Below are 24,643 nucleotides of genomic sequence, written 5' to 3'. Positions count from 1 at the left end.
CATATTCACATTTAATGGTAAGAAACCTGAAGCCCCCACGTTTTCGCGGCTGGAAGCACCCTCCGCCCCCATTTTATGTCCCCCCTCCGACTCCTCCTCACCGGCCTCCTTACCACAGCCACGCTGCAAGCTGCCCCGCTGCCGGAAAGCCAGAAGATCGATCAGCTCCTAAGCGCGGGCTGGGACAAGGCCGGTCTGAAGCCCAACGCACCCGCCACGGACGAAGTCCTCGTCCGCCGCTTCTACCTCGACATCGCCGGGCGCATCCCCACCCTCGACGAAGCGCAGGCCTACATCACCTCCAAAGACTCCCAGAAGCGCGCCAAGCTCATCGACACCCTCCTCGCCTCCGACGGCTACACCAGCCACATGTTCAACTACTGGGCCGATGTCCTCCGTCTCACCGACAACGTGAAAGGCCGCATCACCGCCGAAGCCTACGAGGAATGGCTCAAGCAGCAGGTCAAAGCCAACGTGCCCTATGACCAGTTCGTGAAAAACCTCCTCACCACCGACGGCGGCGTGTGGGACAGCGGCAGCATTGGCTTCTGGCAGCGCGACGAAAACAAGCTCGACCACCTCGCCTACACCGTGCAGGTCTTCCTCGGCACCAGCATCGTCTGCGCCCAGTGCCACAATCACCCCTTCGACAAGTGGTCCCAGATGGACTACTACCACATGGCCGCTTTCACCTACGGCATGGACACCAAAAGCCGCGGGGTTGACCTCAACCCCAAGCGCCAGGCGATGGACAAAAAAGCCATCCAAGCCCTGAGCCGGCCAGAACAAAAAGCCTACCGCGCCAAGATGCTGGCCGAGAGAAAAGCGGAAGAATCCAAGATCAGCAAAGAAGACATGGCCCAGGTCAAACGCGCCATGCAGGACGTCATGAAACCCCTGCGCTACACCAGCGCCGAGTGGCAGGAGGGCAAGCTCCCCAGCCTCCCCTCCGACTACAAATACCCTGATGCCAAGCCCGGCGAGAAGGTCGAGTCCAAAACCATCTTTGGCAAAGATGCCGTCATCAAGCCCGGCGAGACACGCCTCAATGCCTTCGCCGACTGGATGACCAGCCCGGAAAATCCCCGCTTCACTACCGTCATCGCCAATCGCATGTGGAAGAAAGCTTTCGGCGTCGGCCTCATCGAACCCGTCGATGAAATCACCGATAGCACCATCGCCAGCAATCCCGCCCTCATGGACTACCTCGGCCAGCTCATGATCGAGAAACAATACTCGCTCAAATCCTTCCTGCGGGTGCTGTATAATACTGACACCTACCAGCGCGCCGCCACCACGCAGGAGGTCCCCCTCGGCGAGAGCTACCACTTCACCGGCCCCATCCTCCGCCGCATGAGCGCCGAGCAGATCTGGGACTCCTTCGTCACCCTCTCCAAGGGCAATATCGATGACAGCGTTGATGACGAAAACGCCCGCCTGCACCAGTATCTTGGCGATCTCTCCACCTTCCTCGGCACCATCAAATCCAAAGGCCCGGAAGGTCTCGTTCAGATCGCCAAGGAAGGCCGCTCCCACCTGGATGCCAATCAGAAGCAGATCGAAGAGAAAAAAGCCAAGCTCGAAGCCGACAAAGCCAAGGGCATCGACACCACCGCTGCTGCCAAAGCCCTCGCCAGAGAGGCCAACAACCTGCGTAAATCCGCTGAGAAGGACATCCTCATCGCCCTCCTCGGCAAAGACCGCGCCGATGACCTCCGCCAGGGCTACCGCCCCGACAAACCCGCGCAGCAAAAGCGCCCGCAGATTGATCGCAAGACCCTCGAATCCATGACCAAGGAGCAGCGCAAAGAGTTCATGCTGGCCTACCAGCGCAACAGCAGGGGCAAGGACGGCATGGGCCTCACCTCCCGCGCCTCAGAGCAGCCCAGCCCCGCACGCCCCGGCACCTTCCTGCGCACCTTTGGCCAGAGCGACCGCGAACTCATCCAGAACGCCAGCGACGACGCCTCCGTGCCCCAGGCCCTCACCCTCCTCAATGGCCCCGCTGCCGAGGTGATCAACAATCCCGCCTCCAAGCTGAATCAAGCCATCGCCCAGGCCGGCACCCCCGCGCAGAAGATCACCACCCTTTACCACGCCCTCCTCAGTCGCGCCCCCACCACCGGAGAGCAGGCCATCCTCGATGGCGTCATCAAAGAGCGCGGCGACAAAGCCGTCGCCGATGTCACCCACGCCCTCATCACTGGCTCGCAGTTCCTCTTCGTTCAGTAATCCTCACGCATCATCCTCATCATGAAACCCCTCATCCATTCCTGTGACGATGTCACCCGCCGTGACTTTGCCAAAAACATTGCCAAGACTTGCCTCGGCGTCACCGTCATGAGCGCCCTCGCGCCACGCGGCTACGCAGCGTTTGAAGGCTCCAGCAAGGCCAAACAAGCAGCCACCGCCAAGCGCGTCATCTATCTCTACATGTCCGGCGGCATGACGCACCTGGACACCTTCGGCTGCGTCCCCGGTGCCGAGACCATGGGCGGAACGAAAACCATCGCCACCAGCGCAGACGGCGTGCAGATCGGCGAGCTACTCCCCCACACCGCGAAGATGATGCATCGCGGAGCCATCATCAATTCACTCTCATCCACTCAAGGCGCTCATGCGCAGGGGAACTACTTCCAGCACACCAGCTACACCATGCGCGGTGCCACCCGCCACCCCACCATGGGCGCGTGGATGCAGAAATTTCAGGGCAAGGGCAACACCGACCTCCCCGGCTCCGTCATCATCACCGGCGACAGCAAGCACCCCGGCGGCGGATTCTTCGAAGCCGCCTGCCAGCCCCTCGTCCTCAATGATCCCGCCCGTGGCCTGCAAAACAGCCACCGTCCTGGCACCATCAGCGAAGGCGACTTCGACTACCGCCTCGGCCTCTCCGCCAAGCTCGATCAAGGCTTCCAGCAGGCCTACAACTACAAAAACGTCAAAGCCTATGCCGACGTTTACAAAGACGCCATCAAGGTCATGAAAAGCGAAGACCTCGACGCCTTCGACCTCAGCAAAGAATCCCCCGAAACCCACGCCGAATACGGTGACGGCAGCTTCGCCCAAGGCTGCCTCCTCGCCCGCCGCCTTGTCGAGCACGGCGTCCGCTTCGTCGAAGTCAACCTCGGCGGCTGGGACATGCACCAGGACATCGGTGCCCGCCTCCCCGAACGCTGCGGCGATCTCGATCAAGCCCTCGGCACCCTCCTCACCGACCTCGAACGCCGCGGCCTCCTCGACGACACCCTCGTCGTCCTCACCTCCGAATTCGGCCGCACTCCCAAGATCAATCAGAACGACGGCCGCGACCATTACCCGAAAGCCTTCAGCTCCGTCCTCTGGGGCGGCGGCATCGCCGGTGGGCAGGTCTATGGCAAGACCGACAAAGGCATCGAAGTCACCGAAAACAAAGTCGATGTCCCCGACTTCAACGCCACCGTCGCCTACGCCCTCGGTCTCCCCCTCGACCTCGTCCTCTACTCCAACACCAAACGCCCCTTCACCGTCACCGACAAAGGCCAGCCGATCACCAGCTTGTTTGCCTGAAGTCAGGGGTGTAGGCAAGGCGCGTTTCGAAGGCAATGAGGTAGTAGCCTTGGCATATCAAGGGCTTCTTTACACTGCGTTTACAGACTTCCCCAGGCTCTCATGAGAGCTTGGGGGCGTCATGAAACCACAACTTCTTCTCACGGCTCTCGCCGTCTCTCTCTCCTTGGTCTTACATGCCCGGGAATCTAGTGTTCAACCTGTCAAGCCAGCACCCGTCCCGCCACCAGCCCCGGCTGCTCCATCTCAACCAGCACTACCGCAAAAAACCGTGGAAGTCTGCTTTGTGCTGGACACCACCGGTTCCATGTCCGGCCTCATCGAAGGGGCCAAGCAGAAGATCTGGTCCATGGCCAACGACATAGTCTCTGCCAAACCGAAACCTCAGGTGCGCTTTGGTCTCGTGGGTTATCGTGACCGCGGCGATGCCTATGTGACCAAACCGGTGGCCCTGACCGACGATCTGGACGCCATCTATGAAGAATTGCAGAAGTTCAAAGCGGATGGCGGTGGCGACACTCCGGAAAGCGTGAGCGAGGCTCTGCATGAGGCGGTCAACTCCATGCCTTGGAATGTGCAGCGGGATGTGTTCAAGGTCATCTATCTCGTGGGGGATGCACCTCCGCAGAGCTATTCTGACGGCAAACGCTGGCAGGATGTGTGCAAGGTCGCGTCGGAGCAGGGCATTCTGATCAACACCATTCAATGCGGCGACATGGCCGGTACTGCGGAGGCGTGGAAGGCCATCGCCAGCAATGCAGGCGGTGCCTATGCCGTCATTCCTCAGGATGGTAACATGAAGCAAATCGCTGCACCGCAGGACAAGGAACTTCAGGAACTGAACGTGAAGGTGGGCAGCACTCTCATCCCCTGCGGGAGTGACGCCGTGCGCAGCGAGATCACGACCAAACAAAGTCGCGCAGAGGCCGCCGCACCCGCCGCTGCGGCCAGCCGTCTGTCTTATAACTGGAAGACCGCTAAGACCGTGCAAGGTACCGGCGAACTGATTGATGCATTGAAAGAGGGGAAAATGAAACTCGATGACGTGAAGACTCAGGATCTTCCCGAGGCTCTGCGAAACCTGAGCCCGGAGGAATTGAAAGCCCATGTGGCCAGGAAGCAGGCAGAGCGTGAGACGATCCAAACACGCATTGCCGTTCTGGTGAAGGAGCGTGACGTCTTCATGCAGGCAGAGCGCAGCAAGCTCGCGCCAGGTAAGAAGGCCGATTCTTTCGATGATCAAGTCGCCCAGACTCTGCGTGCGCAGGCAAAAGACAAGGGTATCGTCTTTGAGTGAGGACTCCGCTCCTTCATCTTTCCTATTCTGCAGGCACAACTCATGCGAGAAGCAGGTGTTTGGACACGATTTGAATCCATGCGCCTGCTTTCCTTCTTTCTGCTCCTTCTGGGCATCTCGATCTCGAACGCCCAGCAGATCGACCTCGAAAAAATCTTCGAGGAAAAAAATCTCGGGCCCGTGGGGGAACTCCTCGCACACGGCGACTACGAGCTCGTCGCGCGCATCGGCGAGGCGGCTGCCACGAAGGGCCTGAAGTCGCCCGACTGGCGCATCCTGCGCTTCAAGGCGCTGCGCGAAATGGGCCACATCGAACAGGCGCTGGAAGAGGCCGGCAAGGCGCTGGTGGTGTTTCCAGGTCATTTCGAAATCCTCCTGCTACGCCATGATCTAGCACAAATGCTGGGCCGCGCGGATGTCGCCGCTGCCGCACTGAAAGGCCTCAACGACGCCGCAAAAACCAAACCTGCCAAAGATCGCACCGCCATGGAATCCGTGATGCTCGGGCGTGCCGCAGTGCTGCTCGGTGCCGATGCACAAAAAGTCATCACGCAGTATTTCAAACTCGCGCAGAGCAAGGACGCCAAGCTGGAGGCAGCGTATCTCGCCGAAGGAAATCTCGCGCTCGACAAAGACGATGCCCAGCGCGCCGCAGATGTCTTTCGTGCCGGATTGAAAGCCCATGGTGAGACCGCAGACCTGCGCCTCGGCCTCGCAAAAGCCTTCCAGTCTAGCGACCGCGAAAAAGCGGGAGAGAACCTGAAGCAAGCCCTCGAATTGAATCCCCATCTTGCCGCCGCCCATCTGCTGCGAGCGGAGCAGCTCATTGGCGGTGAAAAATTCATCGAAGCCGAAGCCGCCATCCAGCAGGTGCTTGATCAGGATGAGAACCATCCCGTGGCCTGGGCGTTGCGTGCCGTTGTCGCCTATCTCTTTCAAGCCGATGCCGGCAAGATGGAAGACGCGCGGCAGCATGCGCTGGAGCGCTGGGCGAAAAATCCCGAGGTCGATCACACCATCGGCCGCTGCATCTCGCGTGCGTACCGCTTTGCCGAAAGCGCCGCCCGCCAGCGTCAGGCACTGGAGTTTGATCCGAAGTATCTGCCAGCCAAGATGCAGCTCTGCAATGATCTGCTCCGCCTCGGTGAAGAAGAGGAAGCCTGGAAGGTCGCGGACATGATCCGCAAGGAAGACGGCTACAACATTCAGGCGCATAATCTGGCGAAGCTGGAGAAGGAGATGAATGGCTACACCACGCAGACCTTCGACGACTTCATCCTGAAAATGCCCAAGCGCGAATGGCCCATCTACGGCGCGCGCGCGCTCGCACTCCTGCGCGATGCGAAGACCGTGCTCGGCGCAAAATATGGCATGAATTTGAAACGCCCCGTGCTCGTCGAGTTCTTCGGTGCGCAGCAGGACTTCGCCATCCGTACCTTCGGCGCGCTCGGCGGGCAGGGCATGCTCGGCGTCTGCTTTGGCACCGTGGTCACGATGAACAGCCCCGGCAGTCTGGCCCAAGGCCGCAACAATTGGGAGAGCACTCTCTGGCATGAGTTCTGCCACGTCATCACCCTCACCGTGACGAACAACCGCATGCCACGCTGGCTCAGCGAAGGCATCAGCGTCCACGAAGAACGTCAGCGCGATCCCGCCTGGGGCATGTGGATGAGCGAGAGGTATCGCGGGATGGTGCTCGACGAGGAAACCCTGACACCCATGTCGCGTCTCAGCAGCGCCTTCATGGCACCCAAGACCCAGCATCATCTGCTGTTTGCCTACTATGAGTCCAGCCAGGCCGTGGAGTTTCTGCTGGAGAAATTCGGCCAGGACAAGTTCCAGGGCATCCTGCACGACCTCGCCAACGGCAAGCGCATCAATGACGCCATCGCCGCAAACGTGGGCAGCATCGAAGAGATCGAAAAACAGTTCGCCCAATACATCATCGCCAAAGCCAAAAGCTTCGGTGCCAAGGCCGACTGGAACGAGCCCAAACCCGAAGACCTCAATCCCTTCGATGCAGGCTCATTCACCGAATTTCTGAAAAAGCATCCCAACAATCTTTGGGCGCTACGCAAGCAAACCGAAACACGGGTCGAAGCCAAGAAGTGGTCTGAAGTCCTGCCCCTCGCCGACAAACTCATCGAACTGCTGCCCGACAGCTACGATGAGGACAGCGGCTACGCACTCAAAGTGCAGGCCCTGCGCCAGCTCAAACACACTGATGAAGAAACCGCCGTGCTCCGCCAGATCGCTGCGAAATCCTCCAGCGCCCAAAGCTCCTTCCTCCGCCTCATCGAGCTCGATCTGCCAGCCAAGCGCTGGCCCGAAGTCAAAGCCAATGCCCAGCGCTCCATGGCCCTGAACCCCTTTCTAGTCACCCCGCAAAGAGCCCTCGCAGCCGCCTCCGCCGCGTTGAAAGAAACGCCCGAGGCGATCGCCGCCTACGAACGCGTCCTCATCCTCGATCCCGGCAGCGCCCAGACCCATTTCAAACTCGCCGAACTGCTTCGTCCCTCCGATGCCACCCAAGCAAAGCAACACCTCCTCGACTCCCTCGCCCTCGCTCCCAGAAACCGCGAAGGCCTCGCGCTGCTGGCGGAGTGGAAGTGATCAGCCTACACCTCCATCTCCAGCGCCTCCACCCCCTCATACCTCGCGCACAGCGCCTCGATCTCATCCTTCTCCATCACCATGAACGCCGTCGAAAGCGCATCGGACAGCGCTGCCGTTGGCGCTAGCGCATAGGTGCGGCGCTTCCTCAAAGGCACCGGCGCAAACAACCGCGGATTCATGATGTGCGCACCCTTGACCGCAAAGCCCGAACCACTCACCGCGCGATTGATCAGCGCCGTCCGTTTCTCACCACCACCCAGCGTGATGGACCACGCCTCTTTCCCACTCGGCGCACCCATGGCCAGGATCGTACTGTCTCCCGCATTGATTACAAAGTTCTTGATCTTCCAGTCCTGCAGCACATCCGCCGCTTGATCCAGCGCATAGCCTTTGCCCATGGCACCGAGATCAAAGATCATGCCCGTGGCATGCACAGTCACGCTCAGTGTTTCCTCTTCCAGATCAAACCGCTGGCTGCCGATGATCTGCCGCGCCTGCTCCAGCACCTCCTTGCTCACCTGTCGTGGCTCGCCCTCAGACGTGATGAATAAATCCATCAGCGGGCCGATGGTGATGTCAAAAGCCCCCGCAGTTTCCTCATGCATCGCCTTCGCCAGCGACAGGCAATCCCACGCCGCCATGCCCACGCTTATGCTCTCGCCTGCCTTGAGCTGCCCGAGCCGGTGGATGTCACTGCTGGCGCGAAAGCGGCTCAGATCATCTTCCAGCCGCGCGATCTCTTGAAACACCGCCTGCGCCGCTTGTGCCGCGTAGGTTTCATCGGCATCCGCATGATTGATGATCACGTCGAACGTGGTGGCCATCGCATGGCAGGTGAATCGATGGTGCTGGGGGGCGGCTTCGCTCACGGTGCGGAGTGTTGCTTTTGTTTCTCCTGCTCCTTGCGCAGGGTGTGGCGATCCCAGAGAGATTGCTCGATCCAAATCTTGAGCAGCACTCCAGGGCGAAGCCCGAAAAAGGAATCCGGCGAAATGTAGCTGCGGCCTGCAAATTTGGACTCCAGCGCGGCCTGCATTTCGGGTTCGGCAATGATGATCCGTGCATCAATCGTTTCAGGCACGGTGTCCGTGTAATGCACGCTCTTGATGTCGCGCCAATACCATGGCAGCGGCCAGCCCGCATCGCGATTGATCACCAGAACATTGAAGGCATCATCCGGCGCGGTCTTCTGCAACTCCCTCACCTGTGGCAGCAACTGCATGAGATTCGTGGAGGTATGAGAGTAAACATACGGATTGCGCGAATCCGCAGCATACAGGTGAATGGCCAGATTGGTCTGTGCAATGAGATGGTACATGCCGATGCCGAAAGCGACTCTAAAAACGATCCGCGAAATCCTCCCCCTGAGCGCGCCTGCAATCGCAGCAGCACCCACACCCGCCAGCAGCGTCAGCGCATGCTGCGCGCTGAGGATGGACCACGGCGTCTTGTAGGCCAGTAAGGAATAGATGAAGAAGAGGACGAAGGTGTAAACGGAAAGGAAAATGAGAAACGCCTGCCGCCCGGGCTGCTTCGTGTGGTTTCCCAGAAACGCATGCAGCATGCCCACGATGCCGAGGCAGCCGATCATCGCCTCGCTCCACGCCAGGCCGTCCTTCCGCCAGAAGATCAGCGTCAGGTAGTAGTGCCACGGTTTTTCGTGGCCGCTGCCACCGGCACGCTTAAAGTAGTTCAGATAAGTCAGCGCGCTGTCTTTCACCGCCTCCCAGTCACTGAAGCCGCCGGAGTAGATCATGATGCTGGTCAAAACAGCGGCGATGATCACCCACATCCAGGGGCGTGCCGCGCGCCGTTTGCTACTACCCGTGTCATAGCCGCTGCGCCGTGGCGCGAAGTCACCCGCCATCATTTTCGTCACCGCAAATCCGACCAGCGCCGCGACCACATTGATGGCAAAGGTCTCCTTGGTCGCGTGCTGCATGCCGAGTGAAAAACCCGCCAGTACCAGCCACCAGCGCCCGCCTCCCTGAGAGTAGTGCCACAGCGCGGCGATGCTCAGTGTAATGAACAGCACCAGAGGCACCTCCATGATGAAGTAGCGCGAGTAATACACCATCATCGGCGAGATGGAGATCAGCAGCATCGCGAAGCCCGTCGCCATCCGGCCAAGCGCATTGCGCAGCAGCAGCGTTGTCAGCAGCAGCAGCAGCCCGCACACCACCGGCACCGTGCGCAGTTGCGCTTCAGTCCACGTCGCTGAGTCACCCCAGCCCGCCAGTTTGGACCAGACGCGCGTGACGTAGTGCAGGCCCGGACCGTGGAAATCTTTCGGGTCGTATTGGAAATGGCCGGTGGCTTGAAACTCGGCGGACTTCATCGCCAGAATCGCCTCATCCGTGTGCATCGGGCGGTCCCCGAGTGAAGGCAGGCGGTAGTAGGCTCCGATGGCGAGTGAGACGATGGCAAAGATCATCAGGCCAAGACGGCCGAGGGACTTTTGTTTCTGAGGATGGGGCATGAGGAATGACGAAGGTCGAAAGCGGAATGACGCATGAACTACTCGAGTTCACGGCGTTCCACCTGAAGACTTTGCTGGCGGGTGCGGCGCAGGTGAAAGCGCTCACGTGTGGGAGGCAGCGTTTCACTGCCACCATGCTCGACCAGCACGGTGACATTTTGCGGATGAACGGACATTTCCAAAAAGCGCAGCACCGGCGTGCCCCGCGTGCGAAAGAAGCAGTGCAGGGGAATGTGCGGATGCGCGGCATTCCACAGCCAGCGTGCCGGTGTGAAGCGCTCCTCATCCATCAGCGCGCACAGGATCTCACGCATCACCATCTCACCATGCTTGCGCGTCCACTTCCAGGCCTCGCGGCGGTTCATCATTTCATTGAACTTCGCCACCAGCGGGTTCGCATGCGCCTGCTCCATCTCCTGGATCAGCTCGCCCGTATGCACCGCCATCGCCCTGCGGAATTCTTCACGGGAGATATGGCCGCTGTCCAGCCAGCGGAAGAGCTGCTGCGGCGTGGGGACTGGATCGAGGGAAATCATAGCGAATTCACCCAAGCTTGGCGCGTTCGCGGACGTTCGCAAATTCGCTGTTGGCCCCCGCGGTTTATTCTTCGGAGTCCTTCGTGTTCTGCGGGATGTCGAGGATGCGCAGCAAATTGTGATACCGGTCCGTCCACAGGCGCACGGCATGCTTCAGCTCGGTTTCGTTGCCCAGCAGGTCCGGCGGTGTCGCTTTCAGGAAGTCCTCATTGCGAGTCACCAGGATGTAGTCCGTCGAATCATGGTCACCTTCGGCCTCGGTTGCGATTCGGGTCATTTTGAAGCCGCTCGCTTCAGCGATTTTTTCGATCACAGGCGCCAGCACGAGATAGCTGTTCGTGATGTGCACCGCAATGATGCCGTCCGCCTTCATGTGGCGGTCATAAATGGCAAAGGCCTCCTGCGTCAGCAGATGCACCGGCACCGAGTCCCCACTGAAGGCATCCAGCAGCAGCACATCAAACTGCTGAGACTTCTCACGCTCCAGCGCCAGCCGCGCATCCGAGACCACGATCTCCACCTTTGCCCCGCGTTTTTTAGCATCTTCGAGGTAGGTGAAATATTTCTCCGCGATCCGCACCACATCGGGATTGATGTCATAAAAGCGCAGCGTCTGCCCGCTCTTCGCGTAGCAGGAAACCGTGCCCGCGCCCATGCCCACCACTCCAATGCGCGCATCCGGCTTGTCCTTCAGACTGTCCAGCGCCTTGCCGATCCCCGTCTGGTGGCCGTAGTACGTCGTCGGTTCTTCCCTCACCGACGCATCTAGATTCTGCATGCCGTGGACGATCCCGCCGTTCATGAGCTGGCGGTATATCAAGGTCTGCCCGCCGCTTTCGTAGTCATCCTCCGAGACCGAGAGCATGCCGTAAAAATTGCGCACACGTTCGATTTTGTCGTCACTCTTGAAGCCGAGGTAGCTCATTGCGAACAGGCCCAAGGTAAAGTACACGGCTAGCAGTGTGAGAGAAACCAGAGCGGGCCGCATGCGCCCACGCTGAACCAATCGGAAAATGAGCAATGCCAAACAGAGGCCGATGGCACCCACGGCGCCGTACATCGCCGCAGCCGGCGGCATGTCTTTTTGCTTCATCAATTCCCGCAACTTCTCAAGGGTGACGATGCCCCTTTGATACAGCTCCCAGCCAATCCAACAGGTCACGCCCGCGAGGATCAAAACCAGCAGCCATTCCCACACATGCTTCACCCTCAGCACGGAGCGCAGCAAAATATAGCACGCCAGCGCGCTCACCACGATGAGGCTGATCGGCCACTCCGCAAAGCTGGTGAAAACATGCGGAGCACCCAGACTCACAAACAGCCCACCCAGCGCACCGCCAAAGGACATCAGCAGATAAAACTCTGTGAGCCGCCGGGGTGCCGGCTTCAGCCGCGTCAGCTCCCCATGGCAGAGCATGCAGGCAATGAACATCGCGCTGAAAGACCAGCCCAGCTCCCAGATGAAATTCGGTGTGAGGTCGATGTTGCTCAGGAGGAACTTCTGCCCCGTCAGCCGGTTCAGCACCGGCTCCACATGGTTGTGCAGCATCATTTCAAAATCCGTCCAAAAAGGCTGCTCCCGCAGGCTGCTTTCCGTGCAGGTGATGAAGAGCACCGGCAGCGCCAGCAGCGCCCACAGCGCGCAGATCCGTGCATACCAGCGCTCATGCTCAAAGCAGATGATGAACGTCAGCAGGTACAAACTCAGCGGCACCACCCACAGAAACGGAATCACCGCCACGTCCTGGCACACGTGATTCGTTGCAGAAAGCAGCACGCAGCTCGCCAGTGCCGGCAGCAGCACCCACTGGATTCTCTTCAGCCATCCCGGATGATCCGCCGCCTTGTCCACCACCTCAACCGGCTTCGACTCCGCCACGATGGCATGACTGCGGTCCAGCCAAATCCCCGCCAGTGACAGTACCACAAACGCACCAAAGCCCACCGCCCACAGCGTCGTCTGCTCCAGCACATCCCAGTGTACTTCAAAGAAAAGCGGGTAGCTCAGCAGCGCCACCAGCGATCCGATGTTCGACAGCGCATACAGCCGCCACGGGCTCGCTCCATTCGTCGTGCGAGTAAACCACACCTGCACCAGCGGACTCGTGCTGGAGAGCACAAAGTACGGCAGCCCCACGCTCACAAACAGCAGCAGCAAAATCCGCAGCGCCGGATCTTCCGCACCCGTCGGCTTCCACATCTCACTCGGCGCGATCGGCAGCATCGCGATCGCCGCGCCCAGCAGCACCCCATGCACAATGCCCTGCCAGCGCCGTGGCAGCAGCGTCAGCGTGTGCGCATACGCATAGCCGCCAAACAGCACCACCTGGAAAAACAGCATGCACGTCGTCCACACCCCCGGGCTCCCACCGAACCACGGCAGGATGAATTTGCTGATGATCGGCTGCACCTGAAACAGCAAAAAAGCGCTCAGCAGACTCAGTGCCGCGAGGATGATGCCAGGAACAGCACGGGAAGGGGAGTTAGACATTGGAAAAAGGGCGTGAGGCTGGCATATCACCCTGATTCAGGGAAGATAAAAGTAAGGACATTGTGCAGAGCCGCTGGCAATCCCCGATCGCCGCGACATCATGCCGCATGCCGCAGCCGCCTCGCCGCCCCTTCCGTCCACGCCCCTCACCGCCCCGTGAGCCGGGCAGTCGCGAACAGGAGGAACGCCCACAAGGCAATCGACCGCAGGGCGACAGCGCGCCAAGCAACCGCCCGCAAGGCAACCGCGAATACGGCAATCGTCCGCAGGGAAAAAATGCGTCAGGCAATCGCGAGCATGGCAATCAAGAATACGGCAGCCGCCCCCAAGGCAATCGCGAACCCGTCAAACGCGAGCCCGGCAATCGCGCCCAGCGCAAACTCAATCGCACACAGGGCGGCCACGAGCACCGCACCTCCTGGGAAAAATCCGCCGATTGGTACGACGGCATCATCGGCGAGCGTGGCTCCGAACTCTACCAGGCCGTCGTCATACCCGGCGCACTCGGCCTCCTCGCGCCCAAGCCCGGCGAACGCGTGCTCGACCTCGGCTGCGGCCAGGGCGTCTTCAGCCGCGCCCTCGCCCAAGCTGGCTGCCAGGTCACCGGCATCGATGCCGCCCCCACCCTCATCCAAAAAGCCCGCACCTATCCCGTCAAGCCCCCCGTGCGCTACCTCGCCCGCGACGCCGCCGAGATCGAAGACCTCGGCGAGTTCGATGCAGCCTCCGCCATCCTCTGCGTGCAAAACATGGAGCACCTCGATGTCGTCAGCGCCGCCGCCGCCAAAGTCCTCAAGTCCGGTGGCCGCATGCTCTGGGTCGTCAATCATCCCGCCTTCCGCATCCCGCGTCAGACGAGCTGGGGCAATGAAGAAGCCACTAAGATACAGTACCGCCGCATCGATGCTTACAGCAGCACCCTGAGCATCCCCATCATCATGCACCCCGGCCAGGCCGACAGCGAGACCACCACCTCCTTCCACCGCAGCCTGCAGACCCTCACCGCCACCGGCTTCAGCGCCGGCCTCCGTCTCGCCGGCATTGAAGAATGGTACTCCCACAAAGAAAGCCAGCCCGGACCCCGCGCCGCCGCCGAAAACCGCTCACGGAAAGAGTTCCCGCTGTTTCTGGCATTGCTGTGGGAGAAGAGGTGAAAGACCACCGACGGCGTGTCGTGGGTCAAGGTCCTCCGGTATGCTCGGAACAAGTGAACATCTGGGGGGATTGGGTTCAGTGGAGCGACTGGGCGCGCCTAACGACCCGGAGCTGTAGCGGGTTTGTCAGCACCGCCTTGTTCTCCGTTCTTTGACGACTCCTCATTGAGGTTGTTGAGAAATTGGACGATTTCTTTGGGTTCGGCTCTCATGTGATAATCATGATGCAGAAATGCCCATAAAATCTTCCCATCTTGACCTATGATGTAGGTGGCAGCGAGTGGAAGAGTGTCGGTGCCAGCATCCTCGCCATTGTATTTTTTGAGATCAAAGAACTTTCCATAAAGCTTCTCTACACCAGGAGTAAGTTTGAATAGCAATCCATACTGTCTTGCTGCCTGATGGTTCAGGTCAGTAAGCACTTCAAAATCGAGGCCGTTCTTTTCTTTGGTCGTTAGAGTCTTGTCTGGCAACTCGGGAGTGATTGCGATGAGGGTGGCTCCAGTTTTCTTGATGGCCGGAAGCTCTTTTTGCATCGCTGCCATCGCAATATTGCAGTAGGGACACCACCCTCCCCGATACCAAGTGAGGACAACGGTACCTCTTTTTAGTTCTGAGGCAAGGCGAATGCTTTTCCCTGCTGCATTCTTGAGGGTGAAATCGGGGGCTTGGTCGCCCACTTTTTTTGCGCCCTCGACGATTTGGGCCACCTTGATGGAGGCGATGCCTTTCGCGAATTCCTCTTTAACTTCGGGGGTTACCTTTTTGGAACCAGCGGCTTCTCGGGCCTCAAGCTGTTCACGAAGAGTTTGGCTGTGAACAAGCGATGCGAATGCCAGAGTCAGATAGACAGGTAAGATGATTTTCATACTGTTTTGAGTGGGCTGTATTTCATGGGTTCGTTCTTTCTAAGAGTTGGAAAGATCCAAAAATGCCGCTGGTGCTAGAGCGAAGTGTGCCGCCACGCTTTGGCTTGCTGAATGGTGAAGGCGCGTTCGCCGTTGAGCAAGCGGGTAATGACGGAGCGGTCCACCCCAATCGCCCGTGCCACGGCGGCGGCGGTTTGACCTGATTCCTCCAGCAGAAGCTTCAGTAATGCGGCAGGCGCGATGTCAGCAGCGGCGGGAGAGCGGGACTCATCCCAGACGGTGAGTACTTCGCTGAGCATTTCCAGGTAGTCACGCTCATCGGCCGAGAGACGGCGCTCGTCCACCGCGAGCGTATCAATCATGGCCTCGACCTCGCCTGCCTGAGTGCGGGAATGAATTGGGACGTGGTAACAGTAGCAGGCAGAGACGAGTGTAATCCTTGGGCAGTTCTGCAAAAGGTGGCGGCGTGAAGCGGGCGCGCGAGGTGGTTTTCATAGCTCTTGTTTCCAGGTGTTCTTGGAGTAGCTGGCGTGGGTCAGCAGGCGGAGGATGAAGATGTTCTGGGTGCGGTAATGAATGGCGGTAATCAGCCGGAAGGCATTGCCGCCGAGATTGAACAAGGTGACGGTGTTGCCACTGGCGACTTCAACAGCATCCGCATGCGGGAAGACACGCCGGGCATCGGCAAGGTGCTGCCAGCGCGCGTACCTGACAAGCCGCAGCCACTTTTCAACGGCTGGTAGCGAGGCTGAATGCCTGGAGCCAAGCCTGCTGCGATGTGTCGGCTTGATGACACGCACGCACATTTGTGACATTTTGTTGCCAAAATGGCAACACTCAAACCAGCCTTACATACCGCCGCCCCGGCAGCGCCCGGATCAGCCGCTTCATCTCCAGCCTCATCAGCGTCGCTGACACCGTCGCAGTCGTCAGTCCCGAAGTGGTCGTGATGTCATTGATGTGCGCTTCATCCGTGCTGATGGCGTTGTACAGAATCTCTTCCTCCAGCGTCAGCGTGACAGCAGGCCGGGATTCCTCGACCACCGGCGCTTTCGGCGCGGTTGGGAAGAGGGTCATCAAATCATCCAGCACATCTGCTCCATCCATGATCAGCTTGGCACCCTGCTGAATAAGGCGGTTGCACCCGGCGGAGGTTGGCTTGTCGATGGGACCGGGCACGGCATACACCGTGCGGCCCTGCTCGGTGGCCTGCTGCGCGGTGATCAGCGAGCCGCTGCGCAGCGGAGCCTCCACCACGATCAACCCGCAGGTCCAGCCCGCGACGATGCGGTTGCGATACGGAAATGTCTGTTTGTCGGCGGGCCGATCCACCGGATACTCGCTCACCACCGCGCCGTTTTGCGCGATGCGTTCGGCCAGCGCCATGTTCTCCGGCGGATACAGCTTGCCCATGCCAGAGCCGATGACCGCCACCGTGCGCCCCTTGGCTGCCAGCGCGGCCTCATGCGCGGCGGTGTCGATGCCACGGGCCAGCCCGCTCACCACCGTGTAGCCCGCATACGCGATCTGGAAACTCATCTTCTTCGCGGTGCTCAGGCCGTAGTTCGTGGCATGGCGACTGCCCACCACGCCGAGGGCGTTGTGGTCACGCTTCGTCAGTTCCCCCCACACCGTGAGGACCAGCGGCGGGTTGTAAATCTCCCGTAGCAGGGGCGGATACAGTTCATCTTCCTGCGTCAGCAGGGTCAGGCCGCGCTCTTTGACCTTTCTGAGTTCGCCTTCTAGATCTACCTGCGCCTCCCATCCCGCAATGCTTTCCGCCTGCGCGAGTCCAAAGCCTTCGATTTGCAAAATGTCGCTGCTTTTCGCGCTGAGAATGCGCTCAGGACTGCCGAAGTGCTGCAAAAGTTTGCGCACGCGCACAGGACCGACCTGCGGGAGCAGGTTCAACGCCAGCCAGGCCTCGGTGCGGGTCATGACAGAACGCTCAGGCTCAGGCGATAGAGGGAGTCGCTTCGCCGTTTTTCGCGGCAGCAGCAGCGGACTCAGGCAGCGCGACGTTCGTTTGCGCGGAACCGGAACCGATCAGTTTGCGGAAGATCTTAGAGGGGAAGGACTGGCCCTTCTCCTCATTCTCAAGCTGGCCCAGAGCCGCCGACTTGGCCATCTCCCAAGCCGGGGCAAAGCCGGGCGCGCTGATGACCATCTGCTTTTCAGCGCGGGCCAGGATTTCCAGTTCGCGCTGCATCTTGTTGTCAGGACGCTCGTTCAGGCGTGCCACCTGCATGCGCAGGTTTTCGTTTTCCTGCTTCAGCGAGGCGCGTTCCTTGCTGAGGTCCTGGCTTTGCTTGGAGTCGAGGTCCAGCTTGTCGCTGAGCATGCCTTTGTAACGCTTGAGTTCGCGCTTGGTCTTAAAGTGGCCCCAGAGGGACTGCACAAGGAAAATGCCGCAGAGCAAAATGCCGTAAACGAAGGTGTTCTGGGGGGAAAGAAGGTCTTTAAACATGGCTGTGGAAAGTTATACGCATGCCCGGGCCTCTGCAACCGGGCAAAAACGCAGAAGATGAGGACTGGTGCCCGCCCCCCCCTAGGAACCTAGCTGATAGGTGTATCAGGCTGGGCATTTAACGTATATCGTATTTTTCATAACTATCAAATTGAATAAAATTTTGGGCTATGCCGAATCAGGCCTTAAAAATCACCTTCACTCAATCATTCAGCACTCGGGCGGGCAATGCCTGCGCGTGGCGTCTCCTGATATGCGTGTGGGTGGCCCTTTTTCTGAGCATTTCGTCTGCGTTAGCCGTGGATCCACCGCCCACCGCGACCTCCACCTTGGGCATGACGGGTTGAACCCGGTGACCAATCTTTCGACCACGGTGAGTGGTTTTATCAATGACCCTGTAGGCACCCCCACGGTCGGAGATGTGGCTTTTGTGAAGACTGCTAACGGTTACGTATTCCTGGTCAAAACCGTGGGCGATCTCATCTACAACAATGACGATCCACCCGTGGCGATGAAGATCGTGAGCAAGGACACCACCGCAGGCACGGTGGAGATCCAGCCCAGCAACCTGCTCCCCACCGATCCGACGACCTCGCTGAGCTACCAGACGCTCTTTACCACGATGAATGGAGTGCTCAATCCGCCCGACACCCCCGGCATGCTCACGCCCCCCGTGGCAGGCGGGGATGCGACCAGCGGCGTGCGCATTGTGAATACGGGTGGGAATGGTTCCAATGGCCGCGACGGGGCTCTTGTTGTGCCGCCAAACTCCGGCGGCAGGGGGGCGGCGGGGCCTGCGGCCACGTATCCCAACGGCACCGTCCTCAGCATTCCCACGATCAACACCGTCAATGCCATCGGCATTGAAGTGGGCAGCGTCGGGGGACGTGGCGGCAATGGTGGGGACTCCTACCTCTACATCTGGGGGGGACGGGGGCAATGGCGGCTCGGGCGGCGCTGCATCCGTGACCGTCGGCATGGGCAACACCGTGGCCACCAGCGGCGACAACATTACGGTATCTTTGCTTACAGCCGTGGCGGTCAGGCAGGCAATGGTGGCGGCGGTTTCGCCGCACCCGGTGGGGGCACGGGCGGTCATTCCAGCAATGGCGGCAGCGTTACAGTAATGAAAAATGGATCAGTCTCCATCACCGGAGACGGGGCCATCGGTATTTACGGTCTAAGCGTTAGCCAGAATGGCGGCAGCGGCGGCTCCACCTAGGGACTCGTTGGCACCAGTGGGTCAGGCGGCTATGGCGGCAGCGGAGGTGAGGTCAGCATCACCAACGCAGCCGGCGGCAGTATCTCAACCATCGGCATTCAGGCCCATGGCATTCTGGCGCAGAGCATCGGCGGCTCGGGCGGCTCGGCCGGTATTTCGGGAAATCTGCTGGTCTCGCTCAGCGGCTCCGGAGACAATGGCGGTAACGGCGGCACCGTTCTGGTTTCCAATGACGGAACCATTCTGACCGTGGGGAATAAATCACGCGGCATCTTTGCCCAGAGCACCGGCGGCGGCGGCGGTACGGGCGGCTCTGCAAGTGGTCTGGTCTCTATAGGCGGCGCCGGTTCCAATAGAGGTAGCGCTTCAACCGTTACCGTGTCAAACCTCAGCACAGGCATCATCCAGACACAGGGGTTATACGCGGACGCCATCTTCGCCCAGTCCATCGGCGGCGGCGGCGATGGCGGCGATGGCGGCTCCACGCTCGGCATGGTCTCCGTGGGCGGCAATGCCGGGCTTGCCGAAAATGGCGGCGGCGCAGGTGGCAAAGTCACCGTGACCAACGGCGGCAGCATCATCACCCTGGGGGAAGACTCCCTCGGCATCCACGCGCAGTCCGTCGGCGGCAGTGGCGGCAGCGCGGGCTCCTTCGGTCTCTTTGCCGGGGTTGCCGTGGGTGATTACCGTAGGCCTCGGTGGCAGCGGCGGGACCGGGGCGAATGCGGGAGCGGTCAATCTAACGGTGAGCAATGACGTCAGCACCACGGGCAAAAATTCAGCAGCCATTGTGGCTCAGGCCATTGGAGGCGGTGGCGGCAGCGGAGGGTACAACGTCTCCGCCAGCGGCTCCGGCGCAGGCAGCGGCACGGCAGCCATCAGCGTAGGCCTCGGCGGTGCAGGTGCAGGCGATGGTAACGAGGGTGGCGTAACAGCGCGCATCACCGGCAATGTGGACACCCTGCTCGAAAACTCCGCTGGCATCGTGGCGCAATCCGTCGGCGGTGGCGGTGGTATGGGTGGGTTCGATGTCAGCATCGCGGCCTCCGGTTCCGGTGAAACCAGTGGCGCTGTGAGCGTCGGTTTGGGTGGTTCCGGGTCAGGTGGAGGTGACGCTTTAAGCGTTACACTGACTACGACCAATAACGTGACAACAAAAGGCAAAAAATCGACCAGTATCATCGCGCAGTCCATTGGTGGTGATGGTGGTAGCGGTGGTTTTGAAGTTGCTGCGCCACTGTCAGGGGCTAGCACTACCAGTGGGGCTATTGGAGTTAGTTTGGGTGGCAATGGCGGCACAAGAGAAAACGAGAAAATCGTTACATCTAACGTAACGGGAAACATCAATACAGAGCAGGCAGGTTCGGGCGGATTGCTGGCGCAATCGCTCGGCGGCCGTGGTGGCAATGGGGGAATCTCCATCGTGGGTGCCATGTCGTTCGCTGGCAGCGGCAGCGGAGCCATTAGTGTGGGGCTCGGTGGGTCGGGTGGAGACGGCGGAAACGCGGGCAGCGTCACCAACACTTTGACCGGAAACGTGTACACTATTCAGCAAGATAGCTTCGGTGTTGCCGCCCAATCGCTCGGCGGTGGTGGCGGTATGGGCGGCCTGAGTGTCAGTGGCGCCATCTCCATGGCGAAGACTGGAGCGGGTGCGCTGGCCTTTGGTTTGGGCGGGTCCGGCGGCAAAGGCGGTGACGCGGCCGACGTCACCAACACGGTTGCGGGTTACCTCCAAACTCAGGGCTGTCACTCGGTTGGCGTGTTGTTCCAATCCCTTGGGGGTGGTGGTAATGGCGGACTCAATGTGTCGGGCGCGGTCACGGCTTCCAAGGAAGGCAGCGACGCGCTGGCGATCGGCATCGGTGGGCTTGGTAGTGACGGTGGCAATGGCAAGGCGGTGACCAGCACCTTCACCGGCGGGGTGGTGACGACGGGCAGTTATTCGGCGGGCGTCATGGCGCAGAGTCTTGGCAGTGGTGGCGGCAATGGCGGGATCAATGTCACTGGCGTGATCAATGCCACCAAGGATGGCGTCGGCGCGCTGGGCATCGGCATTGGCGGCTTCGGCGGCGATGGCGGCAATGCGGGCAATGTGTCCAGCACGGTGAAAACCACGGCCACTTACACTCAGATTGGCACCACGGGAGATCACTCCTCCGCGGTGGTGGCGCAGTCAGTCGGCGGCGGCGGCATGGGCGGGATCAATGTCACGGGGGCGGTGAACATCACGGGCAAGAGCAGCGCGGCCATCGGAGTTGGCCTAGGCGGCTTTGGCGGCGGCGCGGGCAATGCTGGGAATGTCGCGGTGGATGTGACCGGGCTGATCATCACGCAGGGCAATGACTCCACGGGCATTTTGGCGCAGTCGATTGGCGGCGGTGGCGGCAGCGGCGGCAGCGCTGACAAGGTGTACGTGCTCGTCACAGGGGCTGGCAGCATCACGGGCTATGGCGCGGGGAATTCCGCCATCCTGGCGCAGTCCGTTGGCGGTGGTGGTGGCAATGGCGGACTCAATGTGAGCGGCGGGATCACTTCGGATTCTGCGATCAATGTGGGCGTGGGCGGTTTTGGTGGAAACGCGGGCGTGGCCAAAGATGTCACGGCGACGGTCACGGCGAATGTGTATGCCTCGGCACTGGCGTCCAAGACCCTCAGCGCGGCAGGCATTCTGGCGCAGTCCATCGGCGGCGGTGGCGGCAATGGCGGCCTCAATGTGACGGGCGGCATCGCCATCAACAAGGACAACTCCACGCCCTCCATCTCCCTCGGGATCGGTGGGTTTGGCGGAGCTGGTGCCAGCAGTGGCGATGTGGTGGTGACGCATGTCGGCGATGCCATCACCTCGGGTGACTGGATTCACGGCATCATGGCCCAAAGCATCGCCGGGGGCGGCGGCAACGGCGGCATCAATATCACCAGCCAGTTCAACTTCGCGGACTCCACCGCCTCGGGCGGCAAAACGGACGTGACCATCGTCGCGGGTGTCGGTGGCAACGGCGGTTTCGGTGCGGATGCCGGAGATGTGAGCATCACGCAAAACGGCCGGGTGCAGACGGATGGGGACTACGCGCGTGGCATCATCGGCGAGAGCATCGGTGGCGGTGGCGGCACCGGCGGGATGAACGTGACGGCGGTGTATGCGAAGAGCAGTTCCCCCATTTCAGTGGGCGTGGGTGGCACAGGATCGGGAGGGGGCACGCGGGTGCAGTCACCATCACCCGGGGGCTGTCCTCGGCGGCTACCCAAGCGATCACCACGACCGGCTACAGTGCGCATGGCATTCAAGCCTCCAGCATTGGCGGCGGGGGCGGGGATGAATTTCAACGCTGGTTTTTCCAGTGCCGGCAAGGACAACACCGACGCCGGATTTGCCGCCGTCTTCGCCATCGGCGGTGCTGGTGGCCAAGCGGGCAATGGCGGTGTCGTAACGGTCAGCAATTACAGCGCCATCGGCACCGTGAAAGACTACAGCGATGGCATCCTGGCGCAGTCCATCGGCGGCGGTGGCGGCAATGGAAACTTCAATCTGGCCAGGACCTACGCGGACTCCGACAACATGAACAAGGAGAACAAAAACCTTGGCTTCAGTCTGGCTGTGGGCGGCGCACCGGGAGATGGCGGCTATGGGGAAAAGGTGAGTGTGATTCAGGTCGGCGACATCGAAACCAAGGGCTATCGTTCCTACGGCATCCTGGCGCAGTCCATCGGTGGCGGCGGCGGCAACTTCGGGCTTGATCTGGCCATGGCGGTCACCTCCGGGGCCATCACCTTTCACATGGGCGGCAATATCTACGCCACGGGAGCCTCCGGCACGGGGCTGCTGGCGCAGTCGCAGTCCAGCGGCACGCAGGGCGACATTAACGTGGATCTCGCGGCCACGAAGTCGATCTTCTTTGGCACGGGCGGCACCGGCGTGCGCTTTTCCGGCGGGGGCAATAATCTTTTCACCAACAACGGCACCATCGCCGGTCTGGATGAACTGACAGGCTGGAGTTTCCGCGGCGACAACGGCGACGACCATTTCCAGAACAACGGCACCTTCGTGGGGAATGCGGACTTCGGCACGGGTGCGAATCAGTTCAGCAATGCCGCCGACGCGCTTCTCGTGCTGGGACCGCAGTTCTTCCTCGGTGCGGCCGGCAATCAGCTCATCAACAACGGCATCTTGCTCCCTGGTGACACGAACTTCGCACAGCACACGGACATGACGGGCAGCTTCACGCAGAGCAGCAGCGGGGTGACCTTTGCCGAGCTCGATTTCGGCACGAATGCCATCGACCAGATTTACATGACCGGCACCGCGAAGCTCGCGGGGCGCATTGATGCCGCGCTGCTGAATCCGCAGCTCATCCCCATCGGCCATTTCGAGAAAGTGCTGGTGCATGCGGATGGCGGAGTGACCAATGACGGCGCGGTGCTCACGACGCGGCCTTCGGTGGTCATCACCTACGATTTGCAGTATCCCACGCCGAACGATGAGGTCCTCGACTACGACGTCAATTTCAATCCGCCGGGCGCCAACATGGGGCGCAATCTGCTGGAGGTGGGTGAGTACTTTAACAACATCCAACGGGCAGGCAGCTCCCCAGCGCTGGCTGCGACCCTCATCGCGCTGCTGTATGCCCCCAACATGGGAGTGTACCGCGAACTGCTCAGCCAGCTCGGCCCCGATTTCTATGGCGAGCAGCAGGCGGAGCAGATCCGCGCCACGCAGCGCTTTGGCGAGACGATGCTGAATGGCGGCAGCTCGCGCTTCTCGCTGCAGGAGCGGACGATCTGGTTTGACTTCATCGGCTCCAACACGCTGCACAGCGCCTACGACGACTACAAAACGGTGCGGCAGCAGACGCTCGGTTTTGCGCTGGGATTTGAAGAAATGATCAGCGAGCACTGGAGCGCAGGCCTCGCGGTCTCCTTTGAAGACAACAGCGCCAACGGCTACGGCGGCCGCTGGAATGCGAACGGCAACAGCGAGCGCGTGGGCGCGATGGTGCGCTACAAAAACGCGGGCAGCGAATTCGCCGCGCTGGTATCTTATGGCTGGAACAACATGGACAGCACGCGTGCGGGGGAGGTGGCCACTCTCTTCAATGCCGCTGCCAACCGCGACATGCAGACCCTCACCGCGATGGTGCGCATGGCGCATGAATTTGTGTATGAAGATTTCTACTTGAAGCCGCAGCTCGACCTCGGCGTCACCCAGCTCTCCGCGGGTGCGACCGCTGAGAACGGGGCAGGGGCCACCAACCTGGAGCTGCTGGGCTACAATGAAGCCCACGCGTGGGTGAGGCCGGCCGTGACTGTGCGCAAAGCGCTGCTGGTGACATCAGGCACGCGCATCAGCCTGCACACGGAGTTTGGGTATCAGTATTTCCTCAATGGCAATGACACGTATGTGCGTGCTGGCTTTTCCGGAGCGCCTGCGGGGGCTGACAAGATGACGGTGCCGATTGATCTGGGGTCGATGGCGACCATGAGCATCGGCCTGCAGGTGCTCATTCGGAATGATCTCTCGCTGGGGATCTACTACACCAAGGCGCTGTCTAAGAACTACCAACTGGATTTGTATGATTTTCGGTTCAACAAGAGCTTCTAACAGGGGGCTGTTCTTCCACTGAAAAACGCCGGTAGCTGATAGCATTCAATCGACGGAAAGCAGCCTCAACCGAGTGGTGCATATGGTTGTGGAAGCGGGGGCACACGGGCAGCTGCGGTGGGGCGTTGAGACGCTGCTGGTGGAGTCGGCGTGCGAAGAGCGCGCTGGGTTTGCTGCCTGAATAGCTGGTGCAGTAACCCAGGGCTTGCTCGTTCCTCGCCGCGCCCTGGGCTGAGTCCCCGCACCTTTGGTCTGAGAGCTTGGCGGCAATGCGGACGAAACATGGGCTTAACCGAGCGGCATTCATGTCTGGCATGGATGGCACTCAGTGAAGCCGGGGATCGTGAATTCAGCGTCGCAGGAA

17 protein-coding genes are annotated in these 24,643 nt (G+C 60.5%); 8 read left to right on the top strand and 9 right to left on the bottom strand.

The features are described from left to right. Positions 1–75 precede the first annotated feature (75 nt). The 4 genes from PSV43_RS08700 to PSV43_RS08685 all read left to right on the top strand — a co-directional run bounded on the left by PSV43_RS08700 (position 76) and on the right by PSV43_RS08685 (position 7,459). The gene (locus tag PSV43_RS08700) at positions 76–2,232 is read left to right on the top strand and encodes a DUF1549 domain-containing protein (protein ID WP_300195704.1); all 2,157 of its coding nucleotides are present in this window, start codon (positions 76–78) and stop codon (positions 2,230–2,232) included. A gap of 21 nt (positions 2,233–2,253) precedes the next feature. Further along, positions 2,254–3,549, top strand: coding sequence for a DUF1501 domain-containing protein (locus PSV43_RS08695; protein ID WP_300195701.1), 1,296 nt, complete (start codon positions 2,254–2,256; stop codon positions 3,547–3,549). A gap of 271 nt (positions 3,550–3,820) precedes the next feature. Beyond that, positions 3,821–4,846 carry a vWA domain-containing protein gene (locus tag PSV43_RS08690; RefSeq protein ID WP_300195698.1) on the top strand — a complete coding sequence of 342 codons (1,026 nt, stop codon included), beginning with the start codon at positions 3,821–3,823 and terminating at the stop codon, positions 4,844–4,846. Positions 4,847–4,924: 78 nt separating this feature from the next. Next, complete coding sequence (locus PSV43_RS08685; protein WP_300195695.1) at positions 4,925–7,459, top strand: tetratricopeptide repeat protein; 2,535 nt, start codon at positions 4,925–4,927, stop codon at positions 7,457–7,459. A 5-nt stretch (positions 7,460–7,464) separates the two neighbouring features. Here the strand turns inward: PSV43_RS08685 and PSV43_RS08680 are convergent, their stop codons facing one another. From PSV43_RS08680 to PSV43_RS08665, 4 genes are all read right to left on the bottom strand, one after another. Further along, positions 7,465–8,331, bottom strand: a complete 867-nt coding sequence (locus PSV43_RS08680) for an FAD:protein FMN transferase (RefSeq protein ID WP_300195692.1) — start codon at positions 8,329–8,331, stop codon at positions 7,465–7,467. Next, entirely contained in the window at positions 8,328–9,941 is a 1,614-nt protein-coding gene (locus PSV43_RS08675; RefSeq protein WP_300195690.1) for a flippase activity-associated protein Agl23, read from the bottom strand. The genes PSV43_RS08680 and PSV43_RS08675 overlap by 4 nt, the downstream gene beginning before the upstream one ends. A gap of 38 nt (positions 9,942–9,979) precedes the next feature. Next, positions 9,980–10,477: a hypothetical protein gene (locus PSV43_RS08670; protein ID WP_300195687.1), complete on the bottom strand. Its 498-nt coding sequence runs from the start codon at positions 10,475–10,477 to the stop codon at positions 9,980–9,982. Positions 10,478–10,541: 64 nt separating this feature from the next. Further along, positions 10,542–12,968, bottom strand: a complete 2,427-nt coding sequence (locus tag PSV43_RS08665) for a fused MFS/spermidine synthase (RefSeq protein WP_300195684.1) — start codon at positions 12,966–12,968, stop codon at positions 10,542–10,544. A gap of 107 nt (positions 12,969–13,075) precedes the next feature. On the opposite strand from PSV43_RS08665, the gene PSV43_RS08660 reads away from it, so the two are divergent. Next, positions 13,076–14,122 carry a methyltransferase domain-containing protein gene (locus tag PSV43_RS08660; RefSeq protein ID WP_300195681.1) on the top strand — a complete coding sequence of 349 codons (1,047 nt, stop codon included), beginning with the start codon at positions 13,076–13,078 and terminating at the stop codon, positions 14,120–14,122. A 98-nt stretch (positions 14,123–14,220) separates the two neighbouring features. Here the strand turns inward: PSV43_RS08660 and PSV43_RS08655 are convergent, their stop codons facing one another. The 5 genes from PSV43_RS08655 to PSV43_RS08635 all read right to left on the bottom strand — a co-directional run bounded on the left by PSV43_RS08655 (position 14,221) and on the right by PSV43_RS08635 (position 17,458). Next, on the bottom strand, positions 14,221–14,991 hold the full coding sequence (locus PSV43_RS08655) for a peroxiredoxin-like family protein (RefSeq protein ID WP_300195678.1): 771 nt from the start codon (positions 14,989–14,991) through the stop codon (positions 14,221–14,223). A gap of 74 nt (positions 14,992–15,065) precedes the next feature. Next, positions 15,066–15,353, bottom strand: coding sequence for a helix-turn-helix domain-containing protein (locus PSV43_RS08650; RefSeq protein ID WP_300195676.1), 288 nt, complete (start codon positions 15,351–15,353; stop codon positions 15,066–15,068). A 129-nt stretch (positions 15,354–15,482) separates the two neighbouring features. Continuing rightward, positions 15,483–15,806, bottom strand: coding sequence for a type II toxin-antitoxin system HigB family toxin (locus PSV43_RS08645; protein WP_300195674.1), 324 nt, complete (start codon positions 15,804–15,806; stop codon positions 15,483–15,485). Positions 15,807–15,828: 22 nt separating this feature from the next. Next, positions 15,829–16,929, bottom strand: coding sequence for a DNA-processing protein DprA (dprA, locus tag PSV43_RS08640; RefSeq protein ID WP_300195671.1), 1,101 nt, complete (start codon positions 16,927–16,929; stop codon positions 15,829–15,831). 16 nt (positions 16,930–16,945) lie between these two features. Next, positions 16,946–17,458, bottom strand: a complete 513-nt coding sequence (locus PSV43_RS08635; RefSeq protein WP_300195668.1) for a hypothetical protein — start codon at positions 17,456–17,458, stop codon at positions 16,946–16,948. 352 nt (positions 17,459–17,810) lie between these two features. Here PSV43_RS08635 and PSV43_RS08630 point away from each other — a divergent pair, with 352 nt between their 5' ends. The 3 genes from PSV43_RS08630 (at position 17,811) to PSV43_RS08620 (ending at position 24,279) form a co-directional block, all read left to right on the top strand. Continuing rightward, positions 17,811–18,680: a hypothetical protein gene (locus tag PSV43_RS08630; RefSeq protein ID WP_300195667.1), complete on the top strand. Its 870-nt coding sequence runs from the start codon at positions 17,811–17,813 to the stop codon at positions 18,678–18,680. Between the two features lie 249 nt (positions 18,681–18,929). Next, on the top strand, positions 18,930–19,436 hold the full coding sequence (locus PSV43_RS08625) for a hypothetical protein (RefSeq protein WP_300195665.1): 507 nt from the start codon (positions 18,930–18,932) through the stop codon (positions 19,434–19,436). Further along, positions 19,360–24,279: an autotransporter outer membrane beta-barrel domain-containing protein gene (locus PSV43_RS08620; RefSeq protein ID WP_300195663.1), complete on the top strand. Its 4,920-nt coding sequence runs from the start codon at positions 19,360–19,362 to the stop codon at positions 24,277–24,279. The genes PSV43_RS08625 and PSV43_RS08620 overlap by 77 nt, the downstream gene beginning before the upstream one ends. Positions 24,280–24,643: the final 364 nt, after the last annotated feature.

Source organism: Prosthecobacter sp., assembly GCF_029946185.1.
Taxonomy (GTDB): domain Bacteria; phylum Verrucomicrobiota; class Verrucomicrobiia; order Verrucomicrobiales; family Verrucomicrobiaceae; genus Prosthecobacter.
The sequence above is the reverse complement of the archived record's forward strand: the minus strand, read 5'-3'. Positions and strand labels throughout refer to the sequence as shown.

Excerpts from the sequence above, each read along its gene's own strand:
- PSV43_RS08675 (WP_300195690.1), bottom strand. The coding sequence starts at position 9,941 with ATGCCCCATCCTCAGAAACAAAAGTCCCTCGGCCGTCTTGGCCTGATG.
- PSV43_RS08665 (WP_300195684.1), bottom strand. The coding sequence starts at position 12,968 with ATGTCTAACTCCCCTTCCCGTGCTGTTCCTGGCATCATCCTCGCGGCA.
- PSV43_RS08670 (WP_300195687.1), bottom strand. The coding sequence starts at position 10,477 with ATGATTTCCCTCGATCCAGTCCCCACGCCGCAGCAGCTCTTCCGCTGG.
- PSV43_RS08650 (WP_300195676.1), bottom strand. The coding sequence starts at position 15,353 with ATGATTGATACGCTCGCGGTGGACGAGCGCCGTCTCTCGGCCGATGAG.
- PSV43_RS08695 (WP_300195701.1), top strand. The coding sequence starts at position 2,254 with ATGAAACCCCTCATCCATTCCTGTGACGATGTCACCCGCCGTGACTTT.
- PSV43_RS08645 (WP_300195674.1), bottom strand. The coding sequence starts at position 15,806 with ATGTCACAAATGTGCGTGCGTGTCATCAAGCCGACACATCGCAGCAGG.
- PSV43_RS08685 (WP_300195695.1), top strand. The coding sequence starts at position 4,925 with ATGCGCCTGCTTTCCTTCTTTCTGCTCCTTCTGGGCATCTCGATCTCG.
- PSV43_RS08700 (WP_300195704.1), top strand. The coding sequence starts at position 76 with ATGTCCCCCCTCCGACTCCTCCTCACCGGCCTCCTTACCACAGCCACG.
- PSV43_RS08635 (WP_300195668.1), bottom strand. The coding sequence starts at position 17,458 with ATGTTTAAAGACCTTCTTTCCCCCCAGAACACCTTCGTTTACGGCATT.
- PSV43_RS08655 (WP_300195678.1), bottom strand. The coding sequence starts at position 14,991 with ATGAAAATCATCTTACCTGTCTATCTGACTCTGGCATTCGCATCGCTT.
- dprA (WP_300195671.1), bottom strand. The coding sequence starts at position 16,929 with ATGACCCGCACCGAGGCCTGGCTGGCGTTGAACCTGCTCCCGCAGGTC.
- PSV43_RS08660 (WP_300195681.1), top strand. The coding sequence starts at position 13,076 with ATGCCGCAGCCGCCTCGCCGCCCCTTCCGTCCACGCCCCTCACCGCCC.